This is a genomic window from Planomonospora algeriensis, assembly GCF_977012225.1.
Window position 1 is genome coordinate 1 of record NZ_CDRNDK010000088.1, and the last position, 18,128, is coordinate 18,128.

Here is an 18,128-nt window from a genome sequence, read left to right on the forward strand (position 1 = left end):
GAGCGCCACCGCCCGCACCGCCCAGGGCAGCCCGGCCACGCCCAGCAGCAACGCCCACTGGCCGAGCAGGAGCCGCTGGGCGAGGTAGGCGTTCCAGGCGTAGAAGGCGGCGGCCACCAGGCGCGGGCCGAGCCTCCCGGAGGGCACCAGCGCCGCCGCCCCCGACGCGGCCAGCACGAAGATCCCGAGCAGGAGGGCCTTCTGCACCGCCTGCTCGGGCAGCACCGCCGAGAGCAGCGCGACCACCAGGTCGCTGGGCACGGCGCGGGGAAAGCCCTGTCCCGGAAAGACGAGCGGCGGGTCCGGGACGAACACCATGTCGTAGCGGAGCACGAACCCCGGGCCCAGGGCGGGTCCGAGCGCCAGCAGCCCGAGCAGCAGCCCGAGCAGCGCAGGCGCCACTGCTTTGACCCGATCCGTCCGCATATCGCCAGACCCTACGGCAGCCCCGGAACCGCACAGGGCCGTCTCGACCCACCGCACGAGGCCGCCTCGGCCACCGAAACCCCCGGGACCGCACGGGGCCGCCGTGCCGCCATGACCGCCGAGACCGGTTTCGCCACCGGTGTCGGCGGTCCCGGTCCTACTTGCCCGGCTCCGGGTCGCGGGGCAGGCCGAGCATGCGCTCGGCGATGATGTTCAGCTGCACCTCCGTGGTGCCGCCGTAGATCGTCATGGCGCGGGTCGCGAGCACGGCCCGGTTCCAGAAGCCCGGGTCGCCGAGCTTGACGTCGGCCGCCAGCACCGCCGAGGCACCGAGCAGCCCCACCGCGCACTCCGAGACGTGCTGCGCGTGCGAGGTCGACAGCAGCTTGCGGACCGAGGCGTCGGCACCCGGCTCGGCGCCGGCGAGCTGCTTCATCGTCACCCGCAGGCTGAGGGCGTTGATCGAATGCCCCTCGCAGATCACCCGGGCCAGCTCCTGCCGCTCGGCCGGGTTCAGCTCGCGGCCCAGCCGTCCGGCCAGCCCGAGCAGGTCGGGGACGGAGGCGCCGGTGCCGCCCGAGCCCGACGAGAGCGAGACCCGCTCGTTGGACAGGGTGTTGCGGGCGACCTTCCAGCCCTCGCCGACCTCGCCGACGACCAGGTCGTCCGGGACGAAGACGTCGTCGAGGAAGACCTCGTTGAACAGGTTCTCGCCGGTCATCTCGGTGAGCGGCCGGACGGTGACGCCGGGCGCCTTCATGTCGACGAGGAAGTAGGTGATGCCCTCGTGCTTGGAGCCCTCGGAGGAGTTGCGGGCGATGCAGATGCCCCACTCGGCGAAGTGCGCCACCGAGGTCCAGATCTTCTGGCCGTTGAGCCTCCAGCCACCCTCGACCCTCTCCGCCTTCATCTGCAGCGCGGCCAGGTCGGACCCGGCGCCCGGCTCGGAGAAGAGCTGGCACCAGATCATCTCTCCGGCGAGCGTCTTGGGCAGGAAACGCTCCTGCTGCTCACGCGTGCCGTACGCGGCGATCGACGGCACCACCCAGGCGCCGATGATCATCTGCGGGAGCTTGACCCGGGCGGCCTTGAGCTCCTGGAAGATCAGCACCTGCTCCAGGGGGCTCGCGCCGCGACCCCACGGCCGGGGCAGGTGCGGCATGACGAACCCGCCGTCGGCCAGCGCCCGCTTCTGCTCCTGACCCTCCAGCTGCGCGATCACGGCGATCTCGGCGCGGATGGACTCGCGCAGCGCGGCCGCGTCCTCAGGGAGCTCGATCTCCATCTCGCGGGAGACGCCGTTCAGCGCGAGCTCGGCGACCGACTCGGCCCACTCGGAGCTCGGGCCGAGCAGGGCGCGCAGGGTGAGCGCACGGCGGTAGTAGAGGTGGACGTCGTGCTCGTAGGTGTAGCCGATGCCGCCGAAGATCTGGACGGCGTCCTTGGCGCAGTGCACGGCGGCGTCGGGGGCGGTCACGCCCGCGATCGCGGCGGCGTAGGCCGACTCGTCGCCCGCGCCCGTCGTCGCACCCGCCCCCTCACTCGCTTCGCGCGCCGCGTCCGCTCGCCGCTCCGTCGCGCGGGCGGCGTCCCAGACGGTGGCGCGGGCCTGCTCCAGCGCGACGAGCATCCGGGAGGCCTTGTGCTTGACCCCCTGGAACTGGCCGATCGGACGGCCGAACTGCACGCGCACCTTGGCGTACTCGGCGGCGGAGGCCACGCACCACGACGCGACGCCCGCGGCCTCGGCGCCCAGCAGGATCGCGGCCAGGTTCAGGACGGCCGAGCCCTTCAGCCCGTCCAGCACCCGGCCGGCGGGCACGGCGGCGTCGTCGAGCTCGACCTTGGCCACGCCGCGGGTGAGGTCCAGGGACTGGACCGGCGTGACGGTGGCCGCGGAGGCGTCCACCGCGACCCACACCTCGCCCCGGTCGGTGCGCACCGGGAGCACCAGGACGTCGGCGAGCGCCCCGCCGAGGACGAACTCGGCGGTGCCGCCGACGGTCAGCGCGCCGTCCGCTCCCTGCCTGCCGGAGATCGACCCCCGCAGCGCGACCGCGCCGGTCAGCGTGCCGTCGGCGAGGCCGGGCAGCAGCTCGGCGCAGGCCTTGCCCTCGGCGGCGAGGATCGCGGCGCTGGCGAGCACCGTCGGGACGTAGGGGCCGGGGGCGACCCGCTCGCCCAGGGCCTCGACGGCCACGGCCGTCTCCAGCAGGCCGTACCCGCTGCCGCCGTGCTCCTCGGGGATGTGCAGCCCCAGCAGGCCCTGGTCGGCCAGGCCGGACCAGAAGGCGGGACGCGTCTCGCTCTCGGCCGCGATGGCGGCCCGTACGACCTCGGACGGGATGTTCCGCTCGGCCCAGCCCCGCACCGACTCGTGGAGCGCCTCGTGCTCCTCACTCAACCCGATCGCCATGACAGCCTCCAGAAACGGTTCAGTAGCAGAACCATATTCTAGAAGGTGCTTCCATCACAACGCGCGGGCGCTCGTCACCAGAGGCGCGATGTCCGCCCAGAGCCGCTTGCGGCCGTCCGGTACGGTCACCAGGAGCACGGCCGGCTCGGCCCGGCGGGTCTCCAGCAGCGCGAGCGCCGCCTGCGAGCTGCGGCGGACGCCGCCGAGCTCGTAGTCGACCCGGTAGCCGAGCACCCAGCCCCGGCCCGCGGCGGGCCGCTGCGAGGCGGTCCACTCGACCCGGGTGCCGGCGGATGGTGGTTGCGCAGGGCCCACCGCACCGCCCTCAGCGCCGCGGCGCGGAAACCGGCGTCCGTCCGCGGCCCGGTCCACGGCGCCTTGCCGGGCAGCGGGAGCGAGACGGCCATCGTGCGCGGCAGGCGCGCCCCGCCCACCCGCTGGCCCGCGGAGAACGGCGGCACCGGCCCGTCCGCCCACGGCTCGCCCAGCCTGACGTAGGTGATCCCGCTCCCCTGGTCGACGACCGCGCCGACCACCGCGCTCGCCCTGCCGGGCAGCGCCACCAGGGGCCTGGACCTCGGCGGCTTCGGGAGCTCCGGCGGGACCGCCGCCGAGGGGGACGCGCTCGGCGGAGCGGACGCCGCCGTCGGCGCGGCACCCGGGACCGGCTGGCGCAGCGGCACCGGGTCGGCGGGCTCGTCGCCGGAGAACAGGGCGAAGACCGAGAAGATCGCCAGGACCGTCACGGCGGCGGCCCCGGCGCTGTAGACCAGCCTGACCGGGATGTCGGCGATCCGCGCCCACACCCCGCGCGGAGGAACCCGCTCGGCGGGCGGGACCTCCAGGAGGAGGCCACCCGCGGACGGCACTCCCGGAAGGAGGCCGCCGACGGGTGAGGCCTCCGGAAGGGGGCCGCCGGCGGAGGCTGGAGCGGCCAGGGCCGAGGCGTCGGCGGAGGACCAGGTCGAGACACCGGCGGCGGAGGCGGACCGCGCGGGGTGACGACCGGGTCCCCGCCCGGGCGGGCGAGGGGCATGGGCGTGGTGGGCGCTTCATAGGGCGGAACCCGCCTGTCCCGAGAGCGTCCGGAGGATGTGCCGTCAGCGTCCGCCATGGCCGCCAGATTACGTCGGCTGGGTGGCCGACACACCGTTTCCCGCCAGGCTTGTGCCTCGAGCACACGCCTCGACGGAGGCGGCCGCCCCCTCTTCCAGCACCAGAATCTAGTTCTGTATGGTCGCGTCCATGAGGGGCTTCTACGAGATCGCCACCGCCGACCCCGCCCGCGCCGCCGTTCTGGGAGGCACCGTTCCCGGTCACGACGCCGCCCCGGTGACCTACGGCGACCTGCACGACCGGGTCAACCGCGTCTCCCACGGGCTGCTCGCCCGCGGCGTCACGCCCGGCGACACCGTGGTGACGGTCCTGCCCAACGGCGTCGACGCGATCACGATGATGCTCGCGACCTACCAGATCGGCGCCTACCTCGTCCCGGTGAACTGGCACTACACCGCCGAGGAGATCGGCTACGTCATCACCGACTGCGCGGCCCGCGTCGTGGTCGGCTGCGAACGGTACGCCGACGCCGTACCGGGCGGCTACGAGGAGGTCGCCGCGCTCGCCGCCGATCGTCCCGCCACCCCGCCCGCCGAGCGCCGGGCCGGGTCGATGATGCTCTACACCTCCGGCACCACCGGCAGGCCCAAAGGCGTGCGCAAGCGGCTGATCGAGGTCACCCCCGAGGAGCTCTTCCCCATCCTGGTCCGCAAGAGCTGGCGCCACTTCGGGCTGCCGCCCGACGGCGTCCACCTGGTCCTGTCGCAGCTCTACCACTCCGCCCCGTACGGCCAGGCCATGATGGCGCTGCAGTACGGCCACTCGCTCGTGCTGACCGAGCGGTTCGACGCCGAGGAGGTCCTGGAGCTGGTCGAGCGGCACCGGGTCACGAACACGTTCATGGTGCCGACCATGTTCCACCGGCTCCTGGCCCTGCCCGCCGAGGTCAGGGGGAAGTACGACCTGTCGTCACTGACGCACCTCTACCACGGGGCGGCCCCCTGCCCGCCCGCCACCAAGCAGGCGATGATCGACTGGCTCGGCCCGGTGCTGTGGGAGTACTACGGCTCGACCGAGGCCGCCGCGGTCACCATGGTCTCCTCCGCGGAGTGGCTGGCCAGGCCGGGCACGGTCGGCCGGGCGGTCGAGGGCATGCGGTTCGCCGTCGTCGGCGAGGACGGCGAGGAGCTGCCCCCCGGAGAGCCCGGCCTCGTCTACATCGGCGGCATCAACCGGTTCGAGTACCACGGGGACCCGGCCAAGACCGCCTCGTCGATGCGCGGCCGCCTCTACACCGCCGGCGACATCGGCTACCTCGACTCCGACGGCTATCTGTTCCTCTGCGACCGGCGGACCGACCTGATCATCTCGGGTGGGGTGAACATCTACCCCGCCGAGGTGGAGGCGGTGCTCCTGGAGCACCCCGCGGTGGCGGACGCGGCGGTGATCGGCGTACCGGACCCGGAGTGGGGGCACAAGGTGGTCGCCCTCGTCCAGCCCGCGCCGGGCGCCGAACCCGGTCCCGGCCTGACCGCCGATCTGCTGGCCCACTGCGCCGGACGGCTCGCCAGGCTCAAGCACCCGCGGCTGATCGAGTATCGCGAGCGGCTCCCCCGCACGCCCACCGGCAAGCTCAGCCGCACCGGCGTGCGCGAGTCGTACCTGTCGTCCTGACCGTCCCTCCCGCCGACGGACCACGGGCGGCGGGCGGCGGGCGGCGGGCGGCGGAACCGTAATCTTTTCCCAAGGGCCGGGAAGGTAGGCCGCATGGAGAGACTCGCGCATCTCGCACTGCTCACCGCCGTCGCGGTGGCACTCGGCGGCTGCAGCGCGGACATCGGCGCCCGGCCCGCCGGAACCCCCGCAAGCCCCGCCGCCACCGCCTCCCCTGCTCCCCCCGCCGCCCCCGGGGGTGAGCCCGCGGCGCTGGAGGCCGCCTACGAGAAGGTCATCGGCGACGTGCTCCCGTCCATCGTGCAGATCAACACGAGGACCGGGCTGGGCTCGGGCGTCGTCTACGACACCGCGGGCCACATCGTCACCAACGCCCACGTGATCGGCCAGGCCAGGGAGTTCGAGGTCACCCTGGCCAGCGGCGGCGCCCCCCGGCCCGCCCGGCTGGTCGAGGCCTTCGAGCTCGGCGACCTGGCCGTGATCAAGGTGGACGACCCCACCGGCCTCACCCCGGCGAAGTTCGGCGACTCCGGGAAACTCCGGGTCGGCCAGATCGTGCTGGCGATGGGCAACCCCCTCGGCCTGTCCGGCAGCGTGACCAACGGCATCGTCTCCGCGCTGGGCCGTACGGTCAGCGAACCCCAGACGCAGGGCTCGCCCGGCGCAACGATCACCAACGCCGTGCAGACCTCCGCCGCGATCAACCCGGGCAACAGCGGCGGCGCCCTGGTCAATCTGGCGGGCGAGGTCATCGGCATCCCCACCCTCGCCGCCACCAACCCCGAGCTCGGCGGCGGCGCGGCCCCCGGCATCGGCTTCGCGATCCCGTCCAACACCGTGACCGACATCGCCGGTCAGATCATCAAGGGCGGCAAGGTCACCAACACCCGCCGCGCCGCGCTCGGCGTGGCCGTGCAGACCGTGGTCGGCTCCCAGGGCGCCCGGTGGGCGTCGGCGTCATGCGGGTGACCGAGGGCGGCGGCGCCGAGCGGGCCGGCATCGAGCCCGGCGACGTGATCGTCTCGGTCAACGGCACCGAGACCCCGACCACGCAGGCGCTCTCCGAGGTGCTCGCCACCCTCAAACCGGGTGACGAGGCCAAGGTGGGGCTCCTGCGCCCCGACGGCTCCACCCCCACCGTCGCCGTCACCCTGGGCGAGCTCTCCGAGGATTGACGGCCTCCCCCTCCGGGAGGACCTCGGGCCCCTCACCCCTCCCGACGGGCCAGGAGGCCGTTGAGCTCGCCGAACTCGACCCCTCCGGCCAGCTCCGTGTAGGTGCCCGACTCGTACAGTTCCCGTGCCGCCCGCCGGACGAGGCCGTAGGCGGCCGCGGCGAGGTCCGCGCCCGCGCTGACCCGCGCGACGCCGAGGGCGGCCAGCTCGCCGACGGACGGCGCCCCCGGCCCGCCGGGGACGTTCAGCGGCAGGCCCACCCCCTTGACCAGCGCGGCGATCGTGTCGGGGTCGGGCGCGCCGATGACGAAGATCCCGCTGGCCCCGGCGTCCCGGTAGGCGGCGGCGCGCTCCAGCGTCGCCGCCAGACGGGTCTGCGGGTCTCCGGAGCCGCGCAGGTAGACGTCCACCCGGGCGTTGATGTAGAGGGGGACGCCCGCGGCGTCGGCCGCCGCGCGGGCCGCGGTGATCCGGGCGGCCTGCTCCCCGACCGGGCGCAGCGACGGGGCGGCCCCGTCCCGGACCGTGTCCTCGATGTTCACCCCCACCGCGCCCGCCTCGATCACGGCGCGGACGGTCTCGGCGAGCGCCTCGGGCTTCTCGCCGAACCCGCTCTCGATGTCGGCGGTGACGGGCACCCGCACCGCGGCGGCGATCCGCGCGATGAGGTCGAGGGCGCGGTCCCGGTCGAGCCGGTCGCCGTCGGGGGCGCCGAGGCTCCACGCCACCCCGGCGCTGGTGGTGGCGACCGCCTCCGCGCCCGCCTCCTCCACGAGCAGGGCGCCGGCCACGTCCCAGGCGTTGGCGAGGACCAGCGGACGGCCGTCCCGAGTGTGCAGCGAGTGGAAACGGTCGGCCTTGTCACGGAGATTCGTCATGGTGGTCATTAAAGCAGCGCGCTCCGCCGCCGGAATGGCCGTTTCTAGACAGGAATACCAGATACCCGGCGAATCTGTCCCGCCTGTGGCGGGGATGCGTCAGAGCGCTTCATGGCGCACCGGTCACCCTTGACAATGAGCAGACGATGGATCGGTTGATCACTGCGATGGAGGGGGCTCCGCCGAGTACGGCGAGCAGGATCAGAACCGGCAACGGGCCGAGCCGGTAGCGGTGCCCGCGACGGTCACGCAGGTCAGCAGGGTGTCCAGGACCTCGGCCAGGATGGGCAGCTCGGTCCACGGGTCGGAGGCCACGGCGTGCTCGGAGTGGCGGGCGAGCACGCCCATCAGGGATGATGGCACGCGAACGCGACCCCTGTTCTTGATCGCCTGGCTCGGACAACCGACGATCATCAGGGGTCGCGTTCGTCATCTACGCATCGGGGCGCCTTCGGCCACCAGCCCAGTACAGGACTGTGATCGGCTCACCAGCCGAGAATGCCTCCGCCTTGCCAGGCGCCCAACGCTTTCTTAGCTGCCCGCCTTCCAGACGTACAGGCGGAACTCACCACCCGCATAAGGTCCACGGCACTGGCCACGAAGATTGTAGAAGTCCCGCAGGCGGTTCGCCTCGATGTTGCATTCGAGGCGGTCGGAGTAGGTGCCAGCGTATTCCCATCCAGCAGCGACGGCGGCTTTGCTTGCTGCCGATTCGACCGCATGAGCAGGCGCAACACCCAAAGCACCGAGGGTGACTGCCACACCGATCCCCGAGGTAGCAAATGTCTTGAAAATCAGACGCTTCATATGATAGAAACCTCCTCACTCACCGGGCTCTTGCCGTACGAAATGAGCCCTTGGATTAACAGTGAACGAAAATCCCGTTCCACATCCATTGTGACAAAGTTTCCAATCATTGACAAGTTAACAATGAGTTGATACTCAAGTCACATTTAGTGATCTTTGGTGCATTTTCGCTGGTACTGAAGTTGAATGCATGATGTCGAGGCCGCATACGATCGCTCTTGGTAACTGCGATATCACGGAAGTATGCGATACGCGCAAGGCGGCGGATTCACTGAGGCTTTTTCATCCTGATGGCCCAGGTCACGGCGGACCTGCAGAAGGCGGTAGCGGATGAGACGAGGCTCCCGGTAAGACAGCAGTCGACCAAGATCCGATGCCCCAACCGGGAGCCTCGTTGCTGTCATACCGTGCCGCGATTCCGCTGTCCAACCGCACCCTCGTCCGCCTGGCCGACCTGATCCGCGCCCACCGCGCCCAACGGCGCTCCCGCTGGCGCCGCCTCGGCCCTGGACAACAAGCCCTCCTGGTCCTGGCGCATCTACGAAACGGTGACACCTACGCCCGTCTGGCCGGCGGGTTCGCCATCGGCACCACCACCGCCTGGCGCTACGTGCGCGAGGCGGTCGACCTGGTTGCCGCTCTGGCCGACGACGTGCACACCGCCGAACAGAAGGCCTCCCGCCTGGCCTACGCCGTCCTGGACGGCACGCTCCTGCCGATCGACCGGCTGGCCGACGACAGGCCGTACTACTCCGGAAAACACCACCGGCACGGGGTCAACGTCCAGTCCCTCACCGACCCGGCCGGCCGCCTGGTGTGGGTCTCGCCCGTGCTGCCCGGGGCGGTGCACGATCTGACCGCGGCCCGGCGGACCGGCCTGATCGACGCTCTGACCGGCGCTGCGTTCAGGTCTTCGCCGATCGGGGGTACCAGGGCGCGGGCGGCACGATCCGGACCCCGTTCAAGCGCCACCGGCACCGGCCGCGCCTGTCGCGCAACCAGAAAGCCGTCAACCGCTCCCACGCTCGCATCCGAGCGATCGGAGAACGCGCCGCCGCGACCTTGAAGACGTGGAAGGTACTGACCCGGCTGCGCTGCTGCCCGCGCCGCGCCACCTCGATCATCCAGGCCATCGTCGTCCTGCAGCTCATCGAAGAGGACCGCTACTCAGGATGAAAAACGCTCCATGTAGATGAACCGGCGGCGTAAGCGTCAGGGCGACGGCGGCTCTTCGAACTTGATCGGGGTGGGGCCGGTCGCGGCCCGGTGCGGCTGAACGCAGCTCTTGAGGGAGCTCGCGGCTCTCGTTGATGATTCCTGTTGTCGAAGCAAGATTCACAACAGAAGAGCCGCGAGCATGGTCAACGATACGACGCGACTGCTGGGCCTGGAGGGCCTGGCCGTTGCCGAGGTCATCGCAGGAGACGAACACGCTGGTCAAGGGCCGGTCATTCACCTGACAACGCTGGATGAGCGGGCGCGGTCCTGCCCGGTGTGCGGAGTGGTGGCCACCCGGATGAAGGAGTGGGTCACCACCCGGCCGCGGGATCTGCCGGTCGCGGGACGGCGGTGTGAGCTGCGCTGGCGCAAGCGCCGCTGGATCTGCCGCCAGAAGACGTGCCCGCGGGGCACGTTCACCGAGCAGATGCCGCAGATCCCGGCACGAGCGCGGCTGACGAGGCGGTTACGTCAGGCGGCGGGAGCGGCGGTCGCCGATGCGGGCCGCACCATCGTGCAGTCGGCTCGAGATCACGGCCTTTCGTGGCCGGTGGTGGTCGCGGCGTTCACTCTCCATGCCGACGCCGTCTTGCCGGATCAGCCTGCCCTCGTGGCCGTGCTGGGGATCGATGAGATCCGGCGGGGCCGTCCCCGCTGGGTCTACGACGAGGTGGCCTGCGCGTGGACGGCGGTGGTGGACCGGTGGCATGTCGGGTTCGTTGATCTGTCGGCCGGTCAGGGTTTGCTGGGTCAGGTGGAGGGCCGGACCTCCCGCGTGGTCGTCGACTGGCTGGACGCGCGCGGTCCGGACTGGAAGGAGCAGGTGGCTTACGTCGCGATCGACATGTGCGCGATCTTCAAAGCGGCGGTCCGGACCGCGTTGCCGGACGCGACGCTGGTGGTCGACCATTTCCACCTCGTGTAGTTGGCCAATGCCGCCGTCACCGAGGTCCGGCGCCGCGTCACCGTGCAGGTGCGTGGCCGGCGCGGCCGTAAGGGTAATCGGGAGTGGGAGCTGCGCAACCGGCTGACGCGCTCGGCGGCGCGGATGCACGGCACCCAGCTGGATCCGATGATCGATGACCTGATGGCCCTGCCCGCGCGGATCGGAGTACCGATTCTGACCGCGTGGCACGCCAAGGAGGATCTGCTGGACCTGCTCGCGCTGGCGCGCACCTGCCCGGACCGGGATCACCAACGCGGGCTCGGAGGGAACCAACCGTGTGATCAAAACGGTCGCCCGGGACGCGTACGGCTTCCGCAACCCGGTCAACCAGCGCCTACGCACCCGCTGCGCCACCACCCGCAAGAGCCGCGGACACCTCGACCCGGCTTAACTTCGAAGAGCCGCGATGGCGGGTCGCCCCCGCACCCGCGGCTTGGCCTGCTGGTTGAGCTGGGCGGTCACGGTGCGGGTGGCGTGGCCAATGTCACACGGATCGGCGAAGGACACCCCGGCCAGGGCGTATCGGCGGAAGATCCGCACTCGCACTGCCAAGGCGGAGTTCGGCAAGCCCCTCGACCCGCCCGCGCCCCTCTCCTACGTCCTCGACACGAGCGGCCCAGCCTGACCGCGTCACCGAGAAATGGAGCCGGAACCGTACGGCGTGTCCGGCTCCACGCAAAACCAAGGGCGGTCGGCCGGCGAGGTCGCCGGCCGACCGCCCTTCGGCGATCTGCTCCGCATGTTCCGAATGCGGAGCGGGGGTGGAGGTGGCGGGAATCGAACCCGCGTCCTTCAACTCCAAGACAGGGCTTCTCCGGGTGCAGCCTGCTGTGCTTTTCTCAGCCCCGGCGATCACGCAGGCAAGACGCCGACGGGCTCAGCCACTGTTAGATTTCCCGCTCGACCCCGTGGCCGGGTCTCGCGGTTGAGCCTCCTAGCGATGCCGGATCCGGGCCGGAGGCGCTCCCGGGCCGGCAGAAGTCACTCGCTGCTTAGGCGGCGAGAGCCAGGTTGCCCTGGCTGACTTCGGAGTGCGTCTTATTGGCACTTATTGGTCGCGGTCACAGGATTAACGAGGTTATGTCCGCAGTCCTCGACCCGCTTCTCCTGACTTGCAAAGCCAAAGTCGAAACCAGTCACCCCCCTGTTGAGTTGTCAACCCGCTCCCCACGAGGAGGGGCGGACCATCCGAAGATACCGGTTACAACACCGTCAGCGCCAACCGGATTCCCTCCGGCCGGATCGACCTTCGGGATGTCTTCGGAGACATCGGTTACAACACCGTCCACACCCGCCCGATTCCCGCCGCGCCCCTCCAGGACGGAGAGACGGCGAAGCCCCGGAGACGCGGCGTGTCGCACGCGCCCCCGGGGCCGACCGGCAGGGTCGAGCCGGTCGTGACGGCAGGGCCTCCCCCGAGACGAAGCCCTGGTCTCATCACGGCGACTGAGTCCGCAACCCCCCGAGCGGTGCTCAGTCACTGGGAAGGACGCACACGGAGCCCCGGATGGTTGCTCGCGGTGACGAACATTCTCCCCTGTTCGCTCTCCCCGCCCCTGTTCCCCGGCTTCTCTCCGGCTTCTCCCCGGACCTGTTCCCCCTGGCCCTCTTCTCTCCGGCCGTGTTCTCCCGGCTCACATCCCGGCGCGCAGGTTCTGGAAGAACCGCCCCGCGACGATCGCCCCCGCCGCGGAGTTCGGGTTCTCCAGGAGCACCGCCACGGCCACGTCCCCCTGCCAGCCGATGAACCAGGACAGCGGCTTGCCGCCGGCGGACGCGGCGGCGGTGATGCCGTGGACCGGGTCCCCCGGCGCCGCCGCCGCGCGGGCGGACCCCGAGGTCACACCGGCGCGCATGAGGGAGCGGAGGGCCTCGGTCGTCTTCTCGTCGAGCTCGATCGGGAGGACCGGCCTGGGCGCCTCGGTCTCGTCGGACGGGTCCTGCGTCGCCGGCTCCTTGACCAGGACCGGCGGATGCCAGGTGCCGGAGGCCATCGCCCCCGCGACCAGCGCCATGGACAGCGGGCTGACCGAGACGTTCTGCCCGGCCAGGGCCCGGGCCGTGGCCGCGTCGTTCTTCAACGGCTGGACCTTCCCGCTGAAGGACTTCAGCGGGAGCGTCCACGGCACACCGATGCCGAACTTCGCGGCGGCGGCCGCCAGCGCGGTGCCGTCCACCCTGCGGGCGAGCGAGGCCAGAGCCGTGACGCACCCGCTGGCGAAGCTGGCCTGGATCGTCGGGGTGCCGCCGGCGGCGCGCCCGACTGCCGGAACCGGATCCCGCCCACGGTCCGCTCGGCGGGGCAGTCGAGTTTCTGCTCCAGGTCCACCTGGGACTTGAGCAGCCCCTCCACGGCCATGACGGAGAACGCGGTCCCCGCGGGGAACTCCCCGGCGAAGGCGTGCTTCTCCTGGTGGTAGTCCTTGGTGCTCCCCACGGCCAGCACCTCGCCGGTCGAGCCCTGGACCGCGACCAGCATCCCCGAGCCGCCCGCGGCCAGCGCGGCGTCCGCGGCGGCCTGGGTCTTGCGGTCGAGCGTGGTGCGCACCGGCGAGGCCGTACGGCCGGGCCGCCACTTGGCCAGCTCGGCGACGGGTTCCAGCGTCTTGAGGTCCACGGTGATGACGCTGGTCTCGGTCGAGCCGGTCAGATGCTCCTGGTAGGCCTTCTGCAGCCCGCTCCTGCCGACGGTGTCCCCGGCGCGCTGCGGGCCGCCGAGCTGCTGCTCGGTCTCCGGCGTGACCGCGGTGACGGTGCCGACGATCTGCGTGGGCGCGTCGGGCGCGACGGACGCCTCGCGCACGGAGAACTTCAGGCCCTCGATGGCCTCCAGCTCCGGGCGGAGCTGGGCGAAGCGGAGCCGGCCGAAGGTGACCAGCGGCAGTTCCTCGCTGGGCGGGGCCGAGCGGATCCGGCTGAGCAGCCGGTCCTGGGGGAATCCGGTCACCTTGGCCAGCCGCTCGCAGAGCCCGGCCGCGTCCCGCAGCCTGGCCGGGGTGACGCTGGCCACGTGCAGGTTGGCGGGCTGCTGCAGCGGATCGCTGTTGCGGTCCACGATCGGCTGGCGGTCCTCGGGATCGATGTCCACCGCGAAGCGCTGGCCTTCGCGCAGCTCGGGGTGGAGCACCGCGGGCGACCAGCGCACCTTCCACCGGCCGTCCACCAGGCGGAGCGGGAGCCTGCCGTCGTACTCCCACAGAGGGTTGTTCTCCCCCAGGTCCACCTCGGCCTCGAAGGTCGCCTCGGCCGCGTCCCCGGTCCGGCGGACCCCCTTGAGGCCGAAGCGGAACGAGGCCGCGTCGAGCTGGATCCGCACGTCCTCCAGCGCCTGGCGGACCTTCTTCTCGTCGCCGTCGGTACGGCGGGCGGCCATGGCGTAGTCACCGGTCTGCCAGCCGACCAGGAAGTCGCGGACCGCCTCGTGGGCCGACGGCTCCTCGAAGCACCCCGACAGCATGGGGGCCGTCACCGCCAGCGCGAGCGCCGCCGTCACGGCCCTGCGAGCCCTCCCCGTCACGGTCACCGGTTCCGGTGCCTGACCGCGCGGGCCATCTCCCGCTTGGCCTGCTTCTCGGCCAGCGTCTGCCGCTTGTCCCAGTCCTTCTTGCCGCGTGCGAGACCCAGCTCGACCTTGGCCCGGCCGTCCTTGAAGTAGAGGGAGAGCGGCACCAGGGTCAGGCCGCCCTCCTTCGTCTTGGCGACCAGCTTGTCGATCTCCTTGCGGTGCAGCAGCAGCTTGCGGGTGCGCCGCGCCGCGTGGTTGGTCCACGTCCCCATGGTGTACTCCGGGATGTGGATGTTGATCAGCCACGCCTCGCCGTCCTTGACGGTGGCGTATCCGTCGACGAGGGAGGCGCGGCCCAGTCTCAGCGACTTCACTTCGGTGCCCTGCAGCACGAGGCCGGCCTCGTAGGTGTCCTCGATGTGGTAGTCGTGCCGGGCACGCTTGTTCTGGGCGATGACCTTCCGCCCGGTCTCACGTGGCATGCCTGGAGCCTACCGGGATGCCTTACACACGGAGGTAACGGCGGAGCGTGACGAAGGAGGCGAAGACACAGATGAGCACGCCGAAGACCATCGTGACGCTGATCGACGAGGCGACCGTCTCCCAGGAGAGCTGGGCGGTCCCGGACAGGTAGGTCTGCACGCTGTCGAAGAGGAACACCTTGCTGACGATCAGCAGGACCGCCGCGATCACGCCGCCGATCAGGCCCGCGATCACGCCCTCCATCACGAACGGGAGCTGAATGTAGAGGTTCGAGGCGCCCACCAGCCGCATGATGCCCGTCTCACGGCGGCGGTTGTAGGCCGACAGCCGGACGGTGTTGCCGATCAGCAGGGTGGCCGCGAAGACCAGGGTGATCGCGATCGTCAGCGCCGCCCAGCGGAGCTTCTCCAGCAGGCCGAAGAACTTCTCCAGGATCTCCTTCTGGTTGATCACGTTGGAGACCCCGGGGGCGCCCTGCAGCGCCTCGATCACCGTGCCGTAGGTCTCAGGGTCCTTCAGCTTGACCCGGAAGGACTCGGGCATGTCCTCGACCTGGATCGCCTCCATCCACACGGCGCTGCCCGTCTGCTGCGCCTTGAAGTTCTCGTAGGCCTTGGCGGCGTCCTCGAACTCGACGCGCTCCACCTGCGGCATGGCCTCGATCGTCGACTTCAGTGCCGCCCGCTCCTGCTGGTCGACGCCGCTGCTGCCCTTGCAGTTCGGGAACGGACTGTTCTTGGTGCACAGGAAGACCGAGACCTCGACCTTGTCGAACCAGGAGTCCTTCATGGTGGAGATCTGGGAGTTGATCATCAGACCGACGCCCAGCAGCGCCATGCCGATCGCCACGGTCACGATGACCGCGATGGTCATCGTGAGGTTGCGGCGGAGGCCGATCCAGACCTCGGAGAAGATGAAGTTTGCCCGCATGCTCTTCCTGTCGCTGTCGCTTTCCGGGTTCCGGGACGTCCTGGGACTCAGTACGCCTGGCCGTACACGCCACGCGACTGGTCACGGACGATCTTGCCGTCCTCCAGTTCCACCACGCGTTTGCGCATGGAGTCGACGATGGCCGCGTCGTGCGTGGCCATGACGACCGTGGTGCCCGTCCGGTTGATTCGGTCGAGGACCTTCATGATGCCGATGCTCGTCGCCGGGTCGATGTTCCCGGTCGGCTCGTCGGCCAGGAGGATCATCGGCCGGTTGACGAACGCGCGGGCCATCGCGACCCGCTGCTGCTCGCCACCGGACAGCTCGTCGGGCATCCGGTGGGCCTTGCCCTCCAGGCCGACGAGCTCGACGACCTCGGGCACGACCTTGCGGATGAACCGCCGCGGCTTGCCGATGACCTCCAGCGCGAACGCGACGTTCTCGTACACGTTCTTGTTCGGCAGGAGCCGGAAGTCCTGGAAGACGCAGCCGATCCGGCGGCGCAGGTGCGGGACCTTGAAGTTCGACAGCCGGGCAAGATCCTTGCCGGCGACGTGGATCGCCCCGGAGTTGGGGCGCTCCTCCTTCAGGATCAGTCGGAGGAAGGTCGACTTCCCGGACCCCGAGGGGCCGACGAGGAACACGAACTCACCCTTGTCGACGTCGACGCTGACGTGGTCCAACGCGGGGCGGTTCTGGTTCGCGTAGACCTTGGTGACATTATCAAAATGGATCACGGGCGCATCACGGCATGCCAGTCTAGGGGTTAGGACGGTCGCGGTAGTGGCAGAGGTCCACTTTCCGCCTCTCGCCGGCCGGGGGGCGCCGATCTTTACCTTGGTCGACGTTCCGGTTGGCCGGAGCCCAGTCTAGGGGGAAGACCGGCATGGAAGGTCCATAACGGAAACAAAACGATTCGGCGCCCGGTAACGACCGCATAAAGTGGTTCCGACTCCGAAGGGGAGGACCCCATGAGCTGTGACGACCTGGTCTGCGCGCGGTGCGCCCATCCCGTCGCCGAGGGCCGCTGCCCTCTGTGCCGGGCCAACCGCGACCGGATGCACCAGGCGGGCCTGGGCGGGATGACCCCGGCGATGGTCTCGCTGGTGCTGGTCGCACTGTTCTTCCTGACCCTGGCCCTGGAGCATCTGGCCAAGGGCTGACCCGGCCCGCGCGGCCTCCCGGGACCCCGCCTCCGGCCCGCTGAGCGGCCGGAGACCCGGCGGCGACACCGCCGCCGGGGCGTCCCGCACCGGATCCCGGTCTAGGCCTCCGTGCCCGCCTCCTGGCGGCGCAGCCAGCGGATCTCCGACTCGATGAACCCGTCGATGTCCCCGTCGAGCACCGAGCCCGGGTTGCCCGCCTCGGTGCCCGTCCGCAGGTCCTTCACGATCTGGTACGGATGCAGCACGTAGTTGCGGATCTGGGTGCCCCACGAGGTGGTGGACTCGCCCCGGATCTCGTTGAGCGCCGCCGCCTCCTCCTGCCGCTTGCGCTCCAGCAGCTTGGACTGCAGGACGGCCATCGCGGTCGCCTTGTTCTGCAGCTGGGAGCGCTCGTTCTGGCAGGAGACCACGATGCCGGTGGGCAGGTGGGTCAGGCGCACCGCGGAGTCGGTGGTGTTGACGCCCTGCCCGCCGGGGCCCGAGGACCGGTAGACGTCGACCCGCAGGTCGTCCTCGTTGATGTCGATGTGGTCGGTCGTCTCGACGACGGGGACCACGTCCACGCCCGCGAAGGAGGTCTGCCGGCGGCCCTGGTTGTCGAACGGGCTGATCCGGACCAGCCGGTGGGTGCCGTGCTCGCCGCGGAGCGTGCCGTAGGCGTAGGGCGCCTTGACCGTGAAGGTCGTCGACTTGATCCCGGCCTCCTCGGCGTAGGAGGTCTCGTAGACCTCCGTCGGGTAGCCCTTGCGCTCGGCCCAGCGGAGGTACATCCGCTGGAGCATCTGCGCCCAGTCGGCGGCGTCCACGCCGCCCGCCTGGGACTGGATCGTGACGACCGCCTCACGGGCGTCGTACTCGCCCGAGAGCAGGGTGCGGACCTCCAGCGCGCCGATGTCGCTCCTGAGGGACTCCAGCTCGCGACCGGCCTCCTCCAGGGTGTCGGCGTCGTCCTCGGCCGCGGCGAGCTCGTAGAGCACCACCAGGTCCTCCAGGCGCTGCCCCAGGGACTCGATCCTGTTGACCTCGCCCTGCATGTAGGACAGCTTGCTGGTGACCTTCTGGGCCCGGTCCTGGTCGTTCCACAGGTCGGGCGCGGCGGCCTGCTCCTCCAGCTCCTCGATCTGCTTGCGCATCGCGTCGAGGTCCAGCACGTCCTGGATGCTTCTCAGCGTGCCGGTAAGCTCGTTGATCTCTTCTGCCGGATCGATGACTGCCACGTCTGTAAAGGGTACGCGACCACCGCACCCCGTTGTGTACGGCACGAGCCCCTCACGACCGGACAGGCCATAGCATGGGCGCCGCGACGGGGACCATCGGGAGGTTGGCGTGCGGGGACACGGGCGACGAGGGCTGCTCGCGCTGACCGTGGCCGTGGCCGTGGCGTCCGCGGCGGCCTGCTCCGGGTCCGGCGACGCCGCCCCCTCCCCGAGCGCCTCGGCCGCCGGCAC

At 70.8% G+C, this 18,128-nt stretch carries 18 protein-coding genes, 1 other RNA gene and 2 pseudogenes; 8 read left to right on the forward strand and 13 right to left on the reverse strand.

Annotation, left to right across the window (positions count from 1 at the left end; all coding sequences use genetic code 11):
- The 3 genes and pseudogenes from ACWJ6R_RS12340 to ACWJ6R_RS12350 all read right to left on the reverse strand — a co-directional run.
- Window positions 1-426, reverse strand: a pseudogene (locus ACWJ6R_RS12340) (hypothetical protein); the annotation flags it as partial.
- 157 nt (window positions 427-583) lie between these two features.
- Complete coding sequence (locus ACWJ6R_RS12345) at window positions 584-2,842, reverse strand: acyl-CoA dehydrogenase (RefSeq protein WP_449062353.1); 2,259 nt, start codon at window positions 2,840-2,842, stop codon at window positions 584-586.
- Window positions 2,843-2,896: 54 nt separating this feature from the next.
- Window positions 2,897-3,157 carry a hypothetical protein gene (locus ACWJ6R_RS12350; protein ID WP_449062354.1) on the reverse strand — a complete coding sequence of 87 codons (261 nt, stop codon included), beginning with the start codon at window positions 3,155-3,157 and terminating at the stop codon, window positions 2,897-2,899.
- 183 nt (window positions 3,158-3,340) lie between these two features.
- Here ACWJ6R_RS12350 and ACWJ6R_RS12355 point away from each other — a divergent pair, with 183 nt between their 5' ends.
- The 4 genes from ACWJ6R_RS12355 (at window position 3,341) to ACWJ6R_RS12370 (ending at window position 6,747) form a co-directional block, all read left to right on the forward strand.
- The gene (locus ACWJ6R_RS12355) at window positions 3,341-3,610 is read left to right on the forward strand and encodes a hypothetical protein (RefSeq protein ID WP_449062355.1); all 270 of its coding nucleotides are present in this window, start codon (window positions 3,341-3,343) and stop codon (window positions 3,608-3,610) included.
- A gap of 477 nt (window positions 3,611-4,087) precedes the next feature.
- The gene (locus ACWJ6R_RS12360; protein WP_449062356.1) at window positions 4,088-5,572 is read left to right on the forward strand and encodes an AMP-binding protein; all 1,485 of its coding nucleotides are present in this window, start codon (window positions 4,088-4,090) and stop codon (window positions 5,570-5,572) included.
- Between the two features lie 93 nt (window positions 5,573-5,665).
- Window positions 5,666-6,541: a S1C family serine protease gene (locus tag ACWJ6R_RS12365; RefSeq protein ID WP_449062357.1), complete on the forward strand. Its 876-nt coding sequence runs from the start codon at window positions 5,666-5,668 to the stop codon at window positions 6,539-6,541.
- Window positions 6,532-6,747 carry a PDZ domain-containing protein gene (locus tag ACWJ6R_RS12370; RefSeq protein WP_449062358.1) on the forward strand — a complete coding sequence of 72 codons (216 nt, stop codon included), beginning with the start codon at window positions 6,532-6,534 and terminating at the stop codon, window positions 6,745-6,747. The genes ACWJ6R_RS12365 and ACWJ6R_RS12370 overlap by 10 nt, the downstream gene beginning before the upstream one ends.
- A 32-nt stretch (window positions 6,748-6,779) precedes the next feature.
- On the opposite strand, the gene ACWJ6R_RS12375 is transcribed toward ACWJ6R_RS12370, so the two are convergent.
- From ACWJ6R_RS12375 to ACWJ6R_RS12385, 3 genes are all read right to left on the reverse strand, one after another.
- The gene (locus ACWJ6R_RS12375; protein ID WP_449062359.1) at window positions 6,780-7,625 is read right to left on the reverse strand and encodes an isocitrate lyase/PEP mutase family protein; all 846 of its coding nucleotides are present in this window, start codon (window positions 7,623-7,625) and stop codon (window positions 6,780-6,782) included.
- A gap of 201 nt (window positions 7,626-7,826) precedes the next feature.
- On the reverse strand, window positions 7,827-7,988 hold the full coding sequence (locus ACWJ6R_RS12380; protein ID WP_449062360.1) for a hypothetical protein: 162 nt from the start codon (window positions 7,986-7,988) through the stop codon (window positions 7,827-7,829).
- Between the two features lie 168 nt (window positions 7,989-8,156).
- The gene (locus ACWJ6R_RS12385) at window positions 8,157-8,432 is read right to left on the reverse strand and encodes a hypothetical protein (RefSeq protein WP_449062361.1); all 276 of its coding nucleotides are present in this window, start codon (window positions 8,430-8,432) and stop codon (window positions 8,157-8,159) included.
- A 394-nt stretch (window positions 8,433-8,826) separates the two neighbouring features.
- Here ACWJ6R_RS12385 and ACWJ6R_RS12390 point away from each other — a divergent pair.
- From ACWJ6R_RS12390 to ACWJ6R_RS12400, 3 genes and pseudogenes are all read left to right on the forward strand, one after another.
- Window positions 8,827-9,608 (forward strand): annotated as a pseudogene (locus ACWJ6R_RS12390) (transposase family protein).
- Window positions 9,609-9,789: 181 nt separating this feature from the next.
- Window positions 9,790-10,575 carry a transposase gene (locus ACWJ6R_RS12395; protein ID WP_449062362.1) on the forward strand — a complete coding sequence of 262 codons (786 nt, stop codon included), beginning with the start codon at window positions 9,790-9,792 and terminating at the stop codon, window positions 10,573-10,575.
- A gap of 298 nt (window positions 10,576-10,873) precedes the next feature.
- Window positions 10,874-10,987, forward strand: a complete 114-nt coding sequence (locus ACWJ6R_RS12400; RefSeq protein ID WP_449062363.1) for a hypothetical protein — start codon at window positions 10,874-10,876, stop codon at window positions 10,985-10,987.
- Between the two features lie 368 nt (window positions 10,988-11,355).
- Here the strand turns inward: ACWJ6R_RS12400 and ssrA are convergent.
- The 6 genes from ssrA to ftsE all read right to left on the reverse strand — a co-directional run bounded on the left by ssrA (window position 11,356) and on the right by ftsE (window position 16,251).
- Window positions 11,356-11,740, reverse strand: a transfer-messenger RNA (tmRNA) gene (gene ssrA, locus ACWJ6R_RS12405).
- A gap of 490 nt (window positions 11,741-12,230) precedes the next feature.
- Complete coding sequence (locus ACWJ6R_RS12410; RefSeq protein ID WP_449062368.1) at window positions 12,231-12,794, reverse strand: penicillin-binding transpeptidase domain-containing protein; 564 nt, start codon at window positions 12,792-12,794, stop codon at window positions 12,231-12,233.
- Window positions 12,704-14,089, reverse strand: coding sequence for an NTF2-like N-terminal transpeptidase domain-containing protein (locus ACWJ6R_RS12415; RefSeq protein ID WP_449062364.1), 1,386 nt, complete (start codon window positions 14,087-14,089; stop codon window positions 12,704-12,706). The genes ACWJ6R_RS12410 and ACWJ6R_RS12415 overlap by 91 nt, the downstream gene beginning before the upstream one ends.
- Window positions 14,090-14,115: 26 nt before the next feature.
- Window positions 14,116-14,583 (reverse strand): SsrA-binding protein SmpB, encoded by a 468-nt coding sequence (gene smpB / locus ACWJ6R_RS12420; RefSeq protein WP_068894618.1) that lies wholly within the window; start codon window positions 14,581-14,583, stop codon window positions 14,116-14,118.
- A gap of 22 nt (window positions 14,584-14,605) precedes the next feature.
- Window positions 14,606-15,514, reverse strand: a complete 909-nt coding sequence (gene ftsX, locus ACWJ6R_RS12425; RefSeq protein WP_449062365.1) for a permease-like cell division protein FtsX — start codon at window positions 15,512-15,514, stop codon at window positions 14,606-14,608.
- Between the two features lie 47 nt (window positions 15,515-15,561).
- Window positions 15,562-16,251: a cell division ATP-binding protein FtsE gene (ftsE, locus tag ACWJ6R_RS12430; RefSeq protein ID WP_043620538.1), complete on the reverse strand. Its 690-nt coding sequence runs from the start codon at window positions 16,249-16,251 to the stop codon at window positions 15,562-15,564.
- A gap of 234 nt (window positions 16,252-16,485) precedes the next feature.
- On the opposite strand from ftsE, the gene ACWJ6R_RS12435 reads away from it, so the two are divergent.
- A complete protein-coding gene (locus ACWJ6R_RS12435; RefSeq protein WP_449062366.1) occupies window positions 16,486-16,677 on the forward strand; it encodes a hypothetical protein in 192 nt (63 codons plus the stop codon).
- A 101-nt stretch (window positions 16,678-16,778) separates the two neighbouring features.
- Here the strand turns inward: ACWJ6R_RS12435 and prfB are convergent, their stop codons facing one another.
- Window positions 16,779-17,897 (reverse strand): peptide chain release factor 2, encoded by a 1,119-nt coding sequence (prfB, locus tag ACWJ6R_RS12440; protein WP_449062367.1) that lies wholly within the window; start codon window positions 17,895-17,897, stop codon window positions 16,779-16,781.
- Between the last annotated feature and the right edge of the window lie 231 nt (window positions 17,898-18,128).

Excerpts from the sequence above, each read along its gene's own strand:
- ACWJ6R_RS12345 (WP_449062353.1), bottom strand. The coding sequence starts at position 2,842 with ATGGCGATCGGGTTGAGTGAGGAGCACGAGGCGCTCCACGAGTCGGTG.
- ACWJ6R_RS12360 (WP_449062356.1), top strand. The coding sequence starts at position 4,088 with ATGAGGGGCTTCTACGAGATCGCCACCGCCGACCCCGCCCGCGCCGCC.
- ACWJ6R_RS12365 (WP_449062357.1), top strand. The coding sequence starts at position 5,666 with ATGGAGAGACTCGCGCATCTCGCACTGCTCACCGCCGTCGCGGTGGCA.
- ACWJ6R_RS12370 (WP_449062358.1), top strand. The coding sequence starts at position 6,532 with ATGCGGGTGACCGAGGGCGGCGGCGCCGAGCGGGCCGGCATCGAGCCC.
- ACWJ6R_RS12375 (WP_449062359.1), bottom strand. The coding sequence starts at position 7,625 with ATGACGAATCTCCGTGACAAGGCCGACCGTTTCCACTCGCTGCACACT.
- ACWJ6R_RS12385 (WP_449062361.1), bottom strand. The coding sequence starts at position 8,432 with ATGAAGCGTCTGATTTTCAAGACATTTGCTACCTCGGGGATCGGTGTG.
- ACWJ6R_RS12395 (WP_449062362.1), top strand. The coding sequence starts at position 9,790 with ATGGTCAACGATACGACGCGACTGCTGGGCCTGGAGGGCCTGGCCGTT.
- smpB (WP_068894618.1), bottom strand. The coding sequence starts at position 14,583 with ATGCCACGTGAGACCGGGCGGAAGGTCATCGCCCAGAACAAGCGTGCC.
- ftsX (WP_449062365.1), bottom strand. The coding sequence starts at position 15,514 with ATGCGGGCAAACTTCATCTTCTCCGAGGTCTGGATCGGCCTCCGCCGC.
- ACWJ6R_RS12435 (WP_449062366.1), top strand. The coding sequence starts at position 16,486 with ATGAGCTGTGACGACCTGGTCTGCGCGCGGTGCGCCCATCCCGTCGCC.